Origin of the sequence: Rhodococcus sp. PBTS 1 (assembly GCF_001620025.1) — a bacterium.
Taxonomy (GTDB): domain Bacteria; phylum Actinomycetota; class Actinomycetes; order Mycobacteriales; family Mycobacteriaceae; genus Rhodococcoides; species Rhodococcoides kroppenstedtii.
In genome coordinates this window covers 114,238-126,736 of sequence record NZ_CP015219.1, presented here as the reverse complement: position 1 = coordinate 126,736, position 12,499 = coordinate 114,238, and the positions used below count along the sequence as shown (strand labels likewise).

Below are 12,499 nucleotides of genomic sequence, written 5' to 3'. Positions count from 1 at the left end.
GAGCCCCGATGAGCACCTTGTCCGACATCGTCACCGGAACCCTGATCTTCCTCGGGTCGCTGCTCGCCCTGACCGCCGCGATCGGAGTGGTGCGCTTTCCCGACACACTGTCGCGGATGCACGCCGCCACCAAGCCTCAGGTCGTCGGGCTCGTGCTCATCCTGCTGGGCGCGTTCAACAGCCTGCGGGGCAACGTGGACATCTGGATGATCGCGCTCGTGGGCATCTTCACGGTGCTCACCGCCCCGATCATCGCCCACACGGTCGGCCGGGTCGCCTACCGCGAACAGCGGATGCGGTCCGACCTGTTCATGGTCGACGAGCTCGAGGCCCAGGGTGCCGAGAAGGCCGAGAACGCCGACGGACACGACCGGGACGCTGCCGACGACCCCGCCGACACCGACCGTCAGGGCTGACGCAGCTCGTCGATCAGGGAATCGACGACGGCGGTCAGGTCGCCGCCGTTCGCCCGCGCCACCGCGCGCTGGCGTTGGTACGACGCACCACGGCGGGGGATGTCCGCGACGGAAGCCAGCTCGTCGGCGCACCCGAGCGAGCGGGCGACGGGGGCGAGACGCTCCAGCAGATCGTTCAGGTCGTCGGTGACCAGCCGCTCGTTGCTGTCGGCGTCGAGGATGATCTCGGCCTCGAGTCCGTAGCGAGCGGCGCGCCACTTGTTCTCCTGGACGTGCCACGGCGGCATGGTCGGCAGGGTCTCCCCGGCGTCGAGCCGACGGTCGTAATCGACCACGAGGCAATGGATCAACGCCACCAGCGCGGCCAGTTCGCGCTTGGTGGAAACGCCGTCGCACACCCGGATCTCGAGGGTGCCCAGCCGCGGCACCGGACGGATGTCCCAGTGCATCCCGCCGAGTTGGGAGATCACGCCCGTCTTCATCTGGTCGTGCACGAAGCCCTCGAACTGCGACCACGTCTCGAACTGGAACGGCAGTCCGGCGGTGGGCAGCTGCTGGAACATCAGGGCGCGGTTGCTGGCGTAGCCGGTGTCCGAGCCCGCCCAGGTGGGCGACGACGCCGACAGCGCCAGCAGGTGCGGGTACTGCAGCAGGAGCGCGTTGAGGATGGGGAACACCCGGTCCGCGGACCGCACGCCGACGTGGACGTGCACCCCCCAGATCAGCATCTGCCGACCCCACCACTGCGTGCGCTCGATCAGCTCGTCGTAGTTCGGCGACCGCGTGAGCTGCTGCGACGACCACTCGGCGAACGGGTGGGTGCCGGAACAGAACAGGTCGACACCCAGTGGGTCGGCCGCGCGGCGGACGAGGTCGAGCGACTCGCTCAGATCGTCCATCGCCTCGCCGACGGTGTCGCAGACGTCGGTGACGAGTTCGACGGTGTTGCGCAGCAACTCCTTGGTCACACGGGGGTTCTCGGCGAGGGCGCCCACCCCGTCCATGACCTCGGCGGCGGTGTTGGACAGATCGCGCGTCTGCTTGTCGACGAGCGCGATCTCCCATTCCACGCCGATGGTCGACCGCGCCGACCCGACGAACGGAACCTCGACCGGACCGGCCGCTCTACTCGGCTTCGACCACGGCGCAGGCGACACGGCCGCCTGCGTCACCCGTGGCCAACGTGGTGGCGTCCGGCACCGCGGCACCGTCCGGGAGGGTGTAGCGCGTGGGGATGTTGGCGAAGTTGTCCGCACCCGCGTGCACGATCACCGCGACGCCGCCGGACAGGTCGTCGAGCGTGACCGCGTCGGTGGTCGTGGTCAGGGTGGCCGTGCCGTCCTCGCGCGCCTGCAGCGAGGTGAGGTCGCCGCTGGCGGGGTGGCCGGTGTTGCCGCCCACCTGCAGGTGACCGCCCGCGGACAGGAAGTCGCCGGGCTCGCCGCCGGTGGGAGCGACGGAGTTCGGCTCGCACACGGGGTTCTGGTGCATGTGCAGACCGTGGAAGCCGGGGGTCAGGCCCTCCGCCTCGACGGTGACCTTCAGGTGCCCGTCCTCCTCCGTGAAGGACACGGTGCCCACGGAGGCGCCGGACGGATCACGCAGGTCACCGGTCATGTCGGCGGACGCCGTCGCGTCCCCGCCCTCGCCTTCGCCGCCGTGGGACTCGCCACCGTGGGACTCGCCGCCGTGCTCCGCCGCGTAGTCGGCCGGAGGTGCGGAACTGGTGAAGACGGGAGGGGTGGTGCCCGGAACGTCGCTGGGGTTCTCGTTCGCGCTGCACGACGCGAGGGCGAGGACGGCGACGGCGGCGAGGGGCGTCGCCACGATCGTTGTGCGCTTCCAGCTGGCCATGGTCACTCTTCTCCTGCGTCCGGACGAAACGGGCGGTGGTGCGGTTCCCCGTCTGGTACCCGGGGGTCTCGCCGACGACTCTAGTCGGCGCTATCGAGTGACGATGACGACGATCCCCGGCGACGCGTTCGCGATGCCGGCGAAGCGCGGCTCGGACCCGAAACCGAGTGTCCGCGCGATGCGCTCGGCCTGCGCCTGCTGACCGGGAACGGCCGGGTCGTAGTAGACGGTCGACGCGGCGATGACTCCACTGGAGTAGTTGCCCGTCTCCCCGACCGCGAAGCCGGCCGATTCGAGCCGGGTGGCCGTCTCGGCCGCGAGCCCGGAGACCTCGCTGTTGTTGAGGACGCGGATGGGGCTCGCGGAGGACGCTCCGGACGCCGATCCGGACGTCGTCGCGGTGGTGGTCGTCGTCGGCGACCCGGAGGTCGCCGACGGCGGGGCTGTCGCGGAGGGCGCGGAGGTCCCCGTCGGCGCGGCCGTCGCGGTCGGGACGGCGCTCGTGTCCGCGGCCGGGGCGGCGGCCGTGTCCTCGGAATCCGAGCCGGTGAGCGAGAAGATGCCGATGCCCGCGAACACGACGGCGAGGGACAGCAGCACCATCGCCAGGGCCCGCAGCGGCGGGCCGGAGGAGGTGTCGTCGGGGCGGGTACTCACGGGGGTCGAGCTTAGGCGACGGCTCAGATCTCGAAGCCCAGGCGGCGTGCGGCGCGGGCCTTCTGCCGACTCGCGCGCAGACGCCGCAGACGCTTGACCAGCATGGGGTCGGCCGCCAGCGCCTCCGGCTTGTCCACCAGGGCGTTGAGCACCTGGTAGTAGCGGGTGGCCGACATGTCGAACAGTTCCTTGATCGCTTCTTCCTTGGCGCCGGCGTACTTCCACCACTGTCGCTCGAAGGAGAGAATGTCGTGTTCCCGACGCGTGAGCCCGTCGTCAGGCTCGTCGGCAGGGGCCTCGGACCCGTGACTACGCGCAGCAGCGCTGTCCATCTCGCTCCTCGTCCGTCCGCATCACGGGCGGTGAATCACACCCGTGTCATCTTCGGTGGCAATCTAACCACGCGGGGGTCGGCGACGACGGTCGCGGCGGGCCCAACACGCCGCGACGGGTGGGCCGGTAACCTTCTGCCCCATGGCCATCCTCCCGATCCGGATCGTCGGCGACCCGGTGCTGCACACCCCCACGCAGACCGTGACGGCCTCGCCCGACGAGATCGCGCAGCTGATCGCGGACATGTACGAGACGATGGACGCCGCCAAGGGCGTGGGCCTGGCCGCGAACCAGGTGGGCGAATCGCTGCGGATGTTCGTCTACGACTGCCCCTTCGAGGACGAGAACGGCACCGTCACCCGCCGCCGCGGCGAGGTCGTCAACCCCGTTCTCGAGACGTCGGAGATCCCCGAGACCATGCCCGACCCGGAGGACGACGACGAGGGCTGCCTCTCCGTTCCCGGTGAGCAGTACCCCACCGGCCGCGCCGACTGGGCCCGCGTGACCGGCACGGACGCGGAGGGCAACCCCGTCACCGTCGAGGGCCGCGGATTCTTCGCCCGCATGCTGCAGCACGAGACCGGCCACCTCGACGGGTTCCTCTACGTCGACGTCCTGGTCGGCCGCCACGCCCGCGCGGCCAAGAAGGCGATCAAGAAGAACGGCTGGGGCGTGCCGGGCCTGAGCTGGGTTCCCGGCACCGTCGCCGATCCGTTCGGTCACGACGACGACTGACGTGCGCGTCTCCGTCGGCGACCGGGTGGTGGTGCGGTACCGGCGGCAGGACGCGGCGGGCGCGCCGCCGCTGAGCGACGTCCTCGGCGTGCTGGCCGACCTGTCTCCGGACACGCTCACCGTCGTCCGCGAGTCGGGCGAGACCGTCGCGATTTCCCGCGGCGACGTCGTGGTCTGCAAGCCGATCCCACCGAAACCCGTGCGCGCCAGTGCGATCCGCGCACTCGAGCGCGCTGCGGCCGATGCGTGGCCGGGGGTCGAGCAGGACCTCGTCGGCGGCTGGATGCTGCGCGCGGGGCACGGGGTGTCCCAGCGGGCGAACTCCGCCCTCCCGGTGGATCCGACGGTGGCGACGGGGGATCTGCTCGCTGCGCTCCCCGCGGTGGTCCGGTGGTACGCCGACCGTGGCCTCACCCCGCGGCTGCACCTCCCCGATCGCATCCTGCGCATCCCGGCGGGCTGGCGGGCGGGTCCCGACGTCTCGGTGCTGACCGCGCCGGCCACGGTACATCCCGCGGCCGGCAGCACCGTCGCGGCGACACCCGACGCCGCGTGGTCGGCCCACCATCCCCGGTTCGCGGACGTCCCGGACGTGCTCACCGCCGTGCGGGACGGCGACGTCGCGTTCCTGTCGCGACCCGACCCGCAGGGGTCGTACGAGACCGCCGCGGTCGCCCGGGCCGCCGTCACCGCCATGCCCGACGGCACCCGGGTGGTGAGCATCGCGGCGGTGGCGACGCGTCCGGACCTTCGTCGTCGTGGTCACGCGGCCGCGGTGTGTCGAGACGCGCTGTCGTGGGGAGCGCAGCGGGGCGCGACGACCGCGCTCGTCCAGGTGGAGTCGGGGGGCGGTGCGGCGGCCGCGCTGTACGCCGGGCTGGGGTTCACCGACCATCACCGCTACCGGTACGCGCAGCCGGCGGACTGAACGGCCGACCGTTCCCGCTACCGTTGTCGCCCATGCGCCTCGCCACGTGGAACGTCAATTCCGTCCGCTCCCGGGTCGACCGGATCGTGGACTGGCTGGGGCGCTCCGACGTCGACGTCCTGGCGATCCAGGAGACCAAGTGCAAGGACGAGCAGTTTCCCTACCAGCGCTTCGCGGACATCGGCTACGAGGTCGCCCACGTGGGGCACAGCCAGTGGAACGGCGTCGCGATCGCCTCGCGGGTGGGCCTGACGGACGTGCGCACGGAGTTCGAGCACCAGCCCGGGTTCCACAAGGACCCGGCGGAGACGCCGGTGGTCGAGGCCCGCGCGCTGGGCGCCGTCTGCGGTGGGGTGCGGGTGTGGAGCCTGTACGTCCCCAACGGCCGCACCCTCGACGATCCGCACTATCGCTACAAGCTCGACTGGCTCGCCGCGCTGCGGGACGACGCCCGGTCATGGTTGGACGCCGATCCGCAGGCGCAGGTGGCGTTGGTCGGCGACTGGAACGTCGCCCCGACGGACGACGACGTGTGGGATCCCGCGCTGTTCGAGGGCCGGACGCACACGTCCCCGGCCGAGCGGGCGGCGTTCGAGGCCGTCGTCGACGCCGGATACGCGGACGTCGTGCGGCCGTTCACACCGGGACCGGGCGTCTACACGTACTGGGACTACACGCAGCTGCGCTTCCCGCGCCGCGAGGGTCTGCGCATCGACTTCGTCCTCGCCTCACCGGCCCTCGCCGCGCGGGTCGCCGGCGCGGAGATCGACCGGCAGGAGCGCAAAGGCAAGGGTGCGAGCGATCACGCGCCCGTGGTGGTGGACCTCTCGGCGGCCTCCGAGACACGGTCGGCCTCCGCGGCCTCGGCCACACGGTCGGCCTCGGCGGCCTCCGGATCCTGATCGGCGACCAGCGGGAGGTACTCCGGCTCCGCGCCGATGACCCGTCGGACCATCGCGCACGCGGGCCAGACGCGCAGGTCGCCCATGCGGAGGATGTCGAGGGCGCCGCGGACCAGGACGGCCGCCCACCCGTGGTCGCCGTACTGCTCCTTGACCACGGTGTGCCGCAGGATCACGGTGCTGCCGATCACGTCGTACGCCAGGATCCCGGCGAGGTCGCCGTCGACCGTGAGCTCGACACGCGACAGTTCCGGATTGTCGGCGACGAGACTGTCACTCATCACACCATTGTGAACACAGATTTGTGGCTTGTGTGAACAGAGTGACGACTGTTGCCGAATCGCGACCCGGCAGGGAAGGTCGCGCCGACTACTCCGGTGCCATCAGGTCGCGGTACTGCGGGTTCTCCGCCACGAAACGCTGCACGTAGGTGCAGACGGGCTTGACCTTCCACCCGTAGCCCCGGGCGGCGTCGAGCGAGCTGCGCACCATGATCCCGGCGAGCCCGCGGTGGCCGAAGTCCTCGGTGATGACGGCGTGGAGGAAACTCACGACGGGAGCGCGCCGGGACCGACCGGCGGTCTCCACCGGGTAGTAGCCGACGATGCCGACGAGATCCCCGTTCAGCCGGAGCTCGAACCGGTTCTGGTGGGGGTTGTCCGTGACTTCGGTGACGGGAGCGTCGGACAGCATGGCATCTCCTGGCAGCCGAGGGTGGGCACGACGGATCGTGTGACCTGAACCACTATTCCACAGCATCCGTCGGCGTGCCGGGCTCTCCGCGATATGCGAGGCGAACTCACAGGAAACACCCGCCGGTAAGGTCCGCGGTGTGAGTGCCTCCCACCTGCTGCCGCTGCCGGCCCCGGGCGAGACGCCGCGTCGCGTCCTCACCATCGCGGGCACCGATTCGGGTGGCGGGGCCGGTATCCAGGCGGATTCGCGCACCATCGCCCTCTGCGGCCTGCACGCCTGCGTCGCCGTCGCGGCGGTGACCGTGCAGAACACGGTCGGCGTCAGCGGGTTCCACGAGATTCCTCCGCAGATCGTCGCCGATCAAGTCCGTACCGTCGTCTCGGACATCGGCGTGGGCGCCGCCAAGACCGGAATGCTCGCCTCCACCGAGATCATCGAGGCGGTCGCCGACGTGGCGCTCGAACTCGGCATCGGCCGCGACACCGCCGTCCCGCTCGTCGTCGACCCGGTGTCCGCCTCGATGCACGGTGATTCGCTCCTGCACGCCGACGCGCTCGACGCGGTCCGGCACCGGTTGATCCCCCTGGCGACGGTGGTCACGCCGAACCTCGACGAGGTGCGGCTCATCACCGGCATCGAGGTGGTCGACGACGCGACGGCCCGCGCCGCGGCGGAGGCGCTGCACGGCCTGGGCGCACAGTGGGCAGTGGTCAAGGGCGGGCATCTGCGCACCTCGTCCACGAGCACCGACCTGCTCTACGACGGCGACCGCATGCTCGAGTTCACCTCGCCGCGGCTGCCCACCGGCAACGACCACGGCGGCGGGGACACCCTGGCCGCGGCGATCGCCTGCGCGCTGGCCCACGGCCGGTCGGTGCCCGACGCCGTCGCGTTCGGCAAGGAGTGGGTCACCCGGTCGCTGGCCGCGGCCTACGACCTCGGCGCCGGCCACGGCCCGGTGTCACCGCTCTGGCGCCTGCACGAGCCGGTTGATGCGTAGCCCCTCCGGCACGCCGTCGAGCTTCGGCGAGAACAACCCCCGCCGATAGGGTTTCGCGGACAGGCGGAGCGCCGCCAGCACCTCCGGGGACACCGTGTCCAACGCCGCCGACGAGATCATGACGTTGCCGTCCGCGCCCGCCTGCATGACCCGGGCCGACACGGTGACGTCGACACCCAGCCAGTCGGACCCCACCGCGCGCGGCCGACCGGTGTGGATGCCGACGCGCATGCGCGGGGTGTACCCGTCGACCGTGACGCGAGCGAGCGCGTCCCGCGCGTCGAAGACCGCCCCGACGGCGTTGTCGGCACTCGGGAACACCGCCATGACACCGTCACCGAGCCGTTTGACGATGTGACCGCCGCGGTCCTGCATCGGTCGCTCGACGGCGCGCGCCACCTGCTTGAGCAGGATCAGCGTCGTCGCGTCGCCGGCGGACAGCGACCACGTCGAGAACCCGACGAGGTCGGTGAACACGATCGTGACGTCGCGCTCACCCCGACCGCGGCCGGTGCGTTCGAGCAGCGCCTGCCAGACCTGCAGGGCACCGAGCGAGACCTCCTTGGCCGCACCGGGTTCCTCGCTCTGCAGACGGTCGGTGACGCGGGCGACCAACCGCGCGGTCCCCGGTCCCGCCGTCGACAACGGGTCGCCGAACGTCGGGTCCCCGGGGAGCACGCCCCGCAGTTTCCGGACCGCGTCGACCACGCGGTCGGTCCGGTTCACCGTGCGCGCGGTGTCGACCACCGCGCGGAGCGCCTCGCGGGCGGACGGGCTCACTCGCCCCGACTCACTGGCTCTGTCGCGCGGCGGTGCGCTGCTCGCCCACGGGCACGCCGTTCGGACCCGTCACGGACTCGGCGTAGGTGCCGATGCCGTAGGCGACGGCCTGCGAATTCACCGCCAGCGCATCACGATTCACGTTCTCCAGGGTGTCCTCGGGAGTGTGGTAGTTCGGATCGAAGGCCTCGTTCGCGGTGCCGCCCCACCGGGCCGCCTGCTCCTCGGTCTTGATGTCGTCGGCACCGCTGAACACCCCACCCGCCGGGATGCCGCGCTCGATGAAGGGCCCGTAGTCGGACCGGCCGTCGAAATCGGTGCCGTCGGCGTCCTTCGCCGCGAGACGCTCCTCGAACGTGCGCTCGATGGCGTCCGACCCGGCCGGGCCGGCGGGCGCGCCCTCCTGGTCGGAGTCGTCACCGTCGTAGACCAGGTAGCCGGGGTTGTTGGACCCCACCATGTCGAAGTTGAGGTACAGCGCCAGGGCGGCCGCGTCGTCGTCCGAGAGTCCCTCGACGTACTTCGTCGACCCCACGAGGCCGAGTTCCTCGGCGCCCCAGAAGCCGAAGCGGACGGCGTTGGTGGTCTGGGGCGCACCGCCCATGCGCAGGGCGGACTCGAGCACCGCGGCGACGCCGGTGCCGTTGTCGTTGATACCGGGGCCCTCGGGCACGGAGTCGAGGTGGGCACCCGCCATCACGATGTTGTCGGTGTCCCCGGTGGTGGTCTGCGCGATCACGTTGCGGCTGGTGGTGGTGGTCGTCTCGGAATCGACCGCGACGGTCACCTCGCCGCCGCCGGCGGCCAGCGCCGCACCGTCCTCGCGGCTGACGCCCAGGGCCGGAATGCGGGCGTCGGCCTTGCTGCCGAGGGTGCCGGCGTCGAGCGGACCGTCCTCGTTGTTGGCCACGACCACGGCCGCGGCGCCCAGGTCGGCGGCGACGATGCCCTTCTGGGCGAACGGGCAGCTGCCGCGGGAGACGAGGACGACGGCGCCCGTCACCGGCAGCCCGTCGTAATCGGTGGCCTCGCAGCCCGGGGTGTCGTCGGTCGGCGCCACCACGAGCGGCGCGGTGACGGTCCCCGCGGGCGAGTAGGTGAACGCGTTCGACGGCACCTCGCGGTCACCGGCGCGCAGCGAGTTCGAGCGCAGGTCGTAGCTGTCGAAGGAGAAATCGGGGGTCTCGACGTCGAACCCGGCGTCGCGGAGCAGACCGGAGACGTAGTCCACGCTCGCGTCGTATCCGGGGGTGCCGGCGGCGCGGTTGCCGCCGTTCGCCTCGGCGATCGACGTCAGCTCCTCGAGGTGCCCGACGACGGCGTCGAGTGTGACCGCGTTCGCCAGCGCGTCGCCGGTGACCGGGGCGCCGAGACCGTCGGCGGCGGCGCCGGACGACTGCGCCGACGACGACGACCCCGTGACCGAGGTGGTCGCGGGGTCGTCGGTGGAGCTCTCACCGGAGCAGGAGGCCAGCGTCAGGGCGCCGACGGCGCAGACGGCGACGGACATCGCGAACCGGGTGCGTTGCGTCCTCATGGCCGTCACCTTAGTGCGGTCCGCCCGGTCGCGCGGGTGGTCCGAGCGGGCCCGTCAGGCGTCGCGCTTGTTCACCACCACGATCGACGCGCCGAACACGATCGCGACGAAGGCGGCGAAGTACAGCAGGCTCGCCCAGGGACCCCAGTGGAAGTCCACCCCACCGGGGGCGCCGAGGAAGTTGTTCGCGTTGGTGAAGGGCAGGAACGGCATGATGTCGCGGCCGATGCTGCCGAACAGGTTGAACAACGATTCCACCAGCAGCGGCCACAGGAGCAGCAGGGCCACCGCCGCGGCCGACTGACGCAGCAGCGCACCGACTCCCACCGCGAGGAAGACGCAGAGGAACGCGTAGATCGGAACGCTGTAGATCGAGCGCCACGCGTCGCCGCCCTCGAGCACCAAGGCCCGGCCGGCGTCGGGTCCGGCGAAGGACTTGGCCAGATAGAAGCCACCGAGCGCGAGGACGAAGGACAGGGCCGCACCGACGACGCCGATCAGCAGGGACTTCGTCACCAGCACCGAGGCACGAGAGGGGATGGCCTGGAACGTGGTTCGGATCAGACCGAAGCGGTACTCGCTGGTGATGGCGAGGGCGGCCATGATCATCAGCACCAGTACGCCGAAGCCGCTGACGCCGGTGACACTGTCGGCGACGGTGGGCAGGAAGGGCTCAAAATCGGGCGGATTGCCCGAGGCGAGCGAATTCTCGTAGGAGCCGTACGCCGAGCGGGCGGAGATGCCCAGGATCGCGGCGATGCCCAGCCCGAGGGCGACGATCGCCACGGTGCACCACCACGGCGACTTGGTCGTGGTCAGCTTGATTCGTTCTGCGGCAAGCACACTCATCGCAGTGCTCCTCCCATGGTGTCGGTGGTGGTCCGGGCGCCGGCGGAATCGTCCGCGCCGTGGTACTGGACGTCGTCGCCCGTGAGCTTCATGAACGCTTCCTCGAGCGAGCCGTGCTGCGAGGACAGCTCGTGCAGCACGATCTGGTGACGCGCGGCGATGTCGCCGATGGCCTCGGTGGTGGAATCCGCCACCACCAGAGCGGGCTTGACCTCGTCCACCCCGCTGGGTTCGCGCACGGTCAGGCCGGCGGAGGTCAGCGCGCTGCGCAGGGCGTCGAGCTGCGGACTGCGCACGCGGACCGAGGATTCCGACGCGTGGTCGACGAAATCCTGCACCGACGAGTCGGAGATCAGGCGGCCGCGACCGATGACGATCAGGTGCTCGGCGGTCAGCGCCATCTCCGACAGCAGGTGGGAGGAGACCAGCACGGTCCGCCCCTCGGCGGCCAGGCGCTGCATGAACTTTCGGATCCAGACGATGCCCTCGGGGTCGAGTCCGTTGACCGGCTCGTCGAACATGAGCACCTTGGGATCCCCGAGCAGGGCACCGGCCAGACCGAGCCGCTGCGACATGCCGAGGGAGAACCCGCCCGCCTTCTGCTTGGCCACCTCGGACAGGCCGACCAGGCGCAGCACCTCGTCCACCCGGGAGGCCGGGATGCCGTTCGAGGCGGCCATCCACTGGAGGTGCGCCTTCGCGGATCGGTTGGGGTGCACCCACTTCGCGTCGAGCAGCGCCCCGACGGTCTGCAGCGGGTTGGTCAGCTCCCGGTAGGGCCGACCCTCGATCAGCGCGGTCCCGGCGGTCGGCTGGTCGAGCCCGAGGATCATCCGCATGGTGGTGGACTTGCCGGCGCCGTTGGGTCCGAGGAACCCGGTCACGATGCCCGGCCGGACCGTGAAGGTGAGGTCGTCGACCGCCTTCTTGGCCCCGAACTGTTTGGTCAATCCCGTCACTTCGATCATGGTGACCACCCTGCCGCGCGCACCACCGCGCGCGCATCAGGCCCCGGTCCCCATTTCGAGTCGTCCGAAAGGATGACCCCGGGCGCCGAAGGTATCGGGGGCACTCGGGGTCGATCGGGGTCGATCGGGGTCGGTCAGGGGAGATCGGGCGAGGACGCCTGTGCCCAGAAGCGTTTCGGGATCCGACCGGCCGTCCGCGCCGCCCGGCCCGCCCGGACCGCGTCCGCCATCGCCGACGCCATGAGCTCGGGGTCGCGGGCCCGCGTGACGGCCGTCGCCAACAGCACCGCGTCGCACCCGAGTTCCATGGCGAGCGCCGCGTCGCTGGCCGTCCCGATGCCGGCGTCGAGCACCACCGGCACCCCGGCCGCCTCGGTGATCATGGCGATGTTGTGGGGATTGCCGATGCCCAGCCCGGTGCCGATCGGCGACCCCAGCGGCATGACGGCCGCGCACCCGACGTCCTCGAGGCGACGGGCGAGAATCGGATCGTCCGTCGTGTACGGCAGGACGACGAACCCGTCGTCGACCAATCGCTCGGCCGCGCGGACCAGTTCGACGGCGTCGGGCAGCAGCGTCCGTTCGTCCGCCACCACCTCGAGCTTCACCCAGTTCGTCTCGAGCGCCTCGCGGGCCAGCTGGGCGGTGAGCACGGCCTCGTCGGCGCCGCGGCACCCGGCCGTGTTGGGCAGCACCGCGATGTTCAACCGACGCAACAGATCGAGCACACCGGTACCCCCGGCGGCGTCGACGCGGCGCATCGCGACGGTGGTGAGTTCGGTTCCCGACGCCACCAGCGCGGCCTCGAGCACCGCCAGGTTGGCGGCGCCGCCCGTGCCCATGA

At 71.2% G+C, this 12,499-nt stretch carries 16 protein-coding genes; 5 read left to right on the top strand and 11 right to left on the bottom strand.

Annotation, left to right across the window (positions count from 1 at the left end):
* The first annotated feature begins 8 nt into the window (after window positions 1–8).
* Window positions 9–416 (top strand): monovalent cation/H(+) antiporter subunit G, encoded by a 408-nt coding sequence (gene mnhG / locus A3Q40_RS00570; RefSeq protein WP_068099347.1) that lies wholly within the window; start codon window positions 9–11, stop codon window positions 414–416.
* Here mnhG and A3Q40_RS00565 read toward each other — a convergent pair.
* The 4 genes from A3Q40_RS00565 to A3Q40_RS00550 all read right to left on the bottom strand — a co-directional run bounded on the left by A3Q40_RS00565 (window position 407) and on the right by A3Q40_RS00550 (window position 3,259).
* The gene (locus A3Q40_RS00565; protein ID WP_082834030.1) at window positions 407–1,573 is read right to left on the bottom strand and encodes a glutamate--cysteine ligase; all 1,167 of its coding nucleotides are present in this window, start codon (window positions 1,571–1,573) and stop codon (window positions 407–409) included. The two genes, mnhG and A3Q40_RS00565, sit on opposite strands and share 10 nt — an antisense overlap.
* Window positions 1,542–2,270 carry a superoxide dismutase[Cu-Zn] gene (gene sodC / locus A3Q40_RS00560; protein WP_068104791.1) on the bottom strand — a complete coding sequence of 243 codons (729 nt, stop codon included), beginning with the start codon at window positions 2,268–2,270 and terminating at the stop codon, window positions 1,542–1,544. The genes A3Q40_RS00565 and sodC overlap by 32 nt, the downstream gene beginning before the upstream one ends.
* Window positions 2,271–2,360: 90 nt before the next feature.
* Window positions 2,361–2,927: a LytR C-terminal domain-containing protein gene (locus tag A3Q40_RS00555; RefSeq protein WP_371831471.1), complete on the bottom strand. Its 567-nt coding sequence runs from the start codon at window positions 2,925–2,927 to the stop codon at window positions 2,361–2,363.
* Between the two features lie 23 nt (window positions 2,928–2,950).
* On the bottom strand, window positions 2,951–3,259 hold the full coding sequence (locus A3Q40_RS00550) for a DUF3263 domain-containing protein (RefSeq protein WP_068099346.1): 309 nt from the start codon (window positions 3,257–3,259) through the stop codon (window positions 2,951–2,953).
* 142 nt (window positions 3,260–3,401) lie between these two features.
* Between A3Q40_RS00550 and A3Q40_RS00545 the strand changes: the two genes are divergently transcribed.
* Genes A3Q40_RS00545 through A3Q40_RS00535 form a run of 3 tightly spaced genes read left to right on the top strand, consistent with a single transcriptional unit; the run spans window position 3,402 to window position 5,825 of the window.
* Complete coding sequence (locus A3Q40_RS00545) at window positions 3,402–3,995, top strand: peptide deformylase (RefSeq protein ID WP_068099345.1); 594 nt, start codon at window positions 3,402–3,404, stop codon at window positions 3,993–3,995.
* Window position 3,996: 1 nt separating this feature from the next.
* Entirely contained in the window at window positions 3,997–4,923 is a 927-nt protein-coding gene (locus A3Q40_RS00540; RefSeq protein WP_068099344.1) for an N-acetylglutamate synthase, CG3035 family, read from the top strand.
* A 32-nt stretch (window positions 4,924–4,955) separates the two neighbouring features.
* Window positions 4,956–5,825: an exodeoxyribonuclease III gene (locus A3Q40_RS00535; protein WP_082833685.1), complete on the top strand. Its 870-nt coding sequence runs from the start codon at window positions 4,956–4,958 to the stop codon at window positions 5,823–5,825.
* Here the strand turns inward: A3Q40_RS00535 and A3Q40_RS00530 are convergent.
* Window positions 5,726–6,106 carry a GNAT family N-acetyltransferase gene (locus A3Q40_RS00530; protein WP_068099343.1) on the bottom strand — a complete coding sequence of 127 codons (381 nt, stop codon included), beginning with the start codon at window positions 6,104–6,106 and terminating at the stop codon, window positions 5,726–5,728. The two genes, A3Q40_RS00535 and A3Q40_RS00530, sit on opposite strands and share 100 nt — an antisense overlap.
* 88 nt (window positions 6,107–6,194) lie before the next feature.
* Window positions 6,195–6,518: a GNAT family N-acetyltransferase gene (locus tag A3Q40_RS00525; protein ID WP_068099342.1), complete on the bottom strand. Its 324-nt coding sequence runs from the start codon at window positions 6,516–6,518 to the stop codon at window positions 6,195–6,197.
* Between the two features lie 139 nt (window positions 6,519–6,657).
* Between A3Q40_RS00525 and thiD the strand changes: the two genes are divergently transcribed.
* Complete coding sequence (gene thiD / locus A3Q40_RS00520; RefSeq protein WP_235606383.1) at window positions 6,658–7,521, top strand: bifunctional hydroxymethylpyrimidine kinase/phosphomethylpyrimidine kinase; 864 nt, start codon at window positions 6,658–6,660, stop codon at window positions 7,519–7,521.
* Here the strand turns inward: thiD and A3Q40_RS00515 are convergent.
* The 5 genes from A3Q40_RS00515 to A3Q40_RS00495 form a co-directional block, all read right to left on the bottom strand.
* Window positions 7,483–8,301, bottom strand: coding sequence for an adenylate/guanylate cyclase domain-containing protein (locus A3Q40_RS00515; RefSeq protein ID WP_068099341.1), 819 nt, complete (start codon window positions 8,299–8,301; stop codon window positions 7,483–7,485). The two genes, thiD and A3Q40_RS00515, sit on opposite strands and share 39 nt — an antisense overlap.
* A gap of 10 nt (window positions 8,302–8,311) precedes the next feature.
* Window positions 8,312–9,838 (bottom strand): M28 family peptidase, encoded by a 1,527-nt coding sequence (locus A3Q40_RS00510; RefSeq protein WP_201132906.1) that lies wholly within the window; start codon window positions 9,836–9,838, stop codon window positions 8,312–8,314.
* Window positions 9,839–9,892: 54 nt separating this feature from the next.
* Window positions 9,893–10,687: an ABC transporter permease gene (locus A3Q40_RS00505; protein WP_068099340.1), complete on the bottom strand. Its 795-nt coding sequence runs from the start codon at window positions 10,685–10,687 to the stop codon at window positions 9,893–9,895.
* On the bottom strand, window positions 10,684–11,655 hold the full coding sequence (locus A3Q40_RS00500; RefSeq protein ID WP_068104786.1) for an ABC transporter ATP-binding protein: 972 nt from the start codon (window positions 11,653–11,655) through the stop codon (window positions 10,684–10,686). Before A3Q40_RS00500 ends, A3Q40_RS00505 begins: the two co-directional genes overlap by 4 nt.
* Before the next feature lie 134 nt (window positions 11,656–11,789).
* Window positions 11,790–12,497 carry a thiazole synthase gene (locus A3Q40_RS00495; protein ID WP_235606543.1) on the bottom strand — a complete coding sequence of 236 codons (708 nt, stop codon included), beginning with the start codon at window positions 12,495–12,497 and terminating at the stop codon, window positions 11,790–11,792.
* Window positions 12,498–12,499 lie beyond the last annotated feature (2 nt).

Excerpts from the sequence above, each read along its gene's own strand:
- mnhG (WP_068099347.1), top strand. The coding sequence starts at position 9 with ATGAGCACCTTGTCCGACATCGTCACCGGAACCCTGATCTTCCTCGGG.
- sodC (WP_068104791.1), bottom strand. The coding sequence starts at position 2,270 with ATGGCCAGCTGGAAGCGCACAACGATCGTGGCGACGCCCCTCGCCGCC.
- A3Q40_RS00550 (WP_068099346.1), bottom strand. The coding sequence starts at position 3,259 with ATGGACAGCGCTGCTGCGCGTAGTCACGGGTCCGAGGCCCCTGCCGAC.
- A3Q40_RS00545 (WP_068099345.1), top strand. The coding sequence starts at position 3,402 with ATGGCCATCCTCCCGATCCGGATCGTCGGCGACCCGGTGCTGCACACC.
- A3Q40_RS00535 (WP_082833685.1), top strand. The coding sequence starts at position 4,956 with ATGCGCCTCGCCACGTGGAACGTCAATTCCGTCCGCTCCCGGGTCGAC.
- A3Q40_RS00530 (WP_068099343.1), bottom strand. The coding sequence starts at position 6,106 with ATGAGTGACAGTCTCGTCGCCGACAATCCGGAACTGTCGCGTGTCGAG.
- A3Q40_RS00525 (WP_068099342.1), bottom strand. The coding sequence starts at position 6,518 with ATGCTGTCCGACGCTCCCGTCACCGAAGTCACGGACAACCCCCACCAG.
- A3Q40_RS00510 (WP_201132906.1), bottom strand. The coding sequence starts at position 9,838 with ATGAGGACGCAACGCACCCGGTTCGCGATGTCCGTCGCCGTCTGCGCC.
- A3Q40_RS00505 (WP_068099340.1), bottom strand. The coding sequence starts at position 10,687 with ATGAGTGTGCTTGCCGCAGAACGAATCAAGCTGACCACGACCAAGTCG.
- A3Q40_RS00500 (WP_068104786.1), bottom strand. The coding sequence starts at position 11,655 with ATGATCGAAGTGACGGGATTGACCAAACAGTTCGGGGCCAAGAAGGCG.
- A3Q40_RS00495 (WP_235606543.1), bottom strand. The coding sequence starts at position 12,497 with ATGGGCACGGGCGGCGCCGCCAACCTGGCGGTGCTCGAGGCCGCGCTG.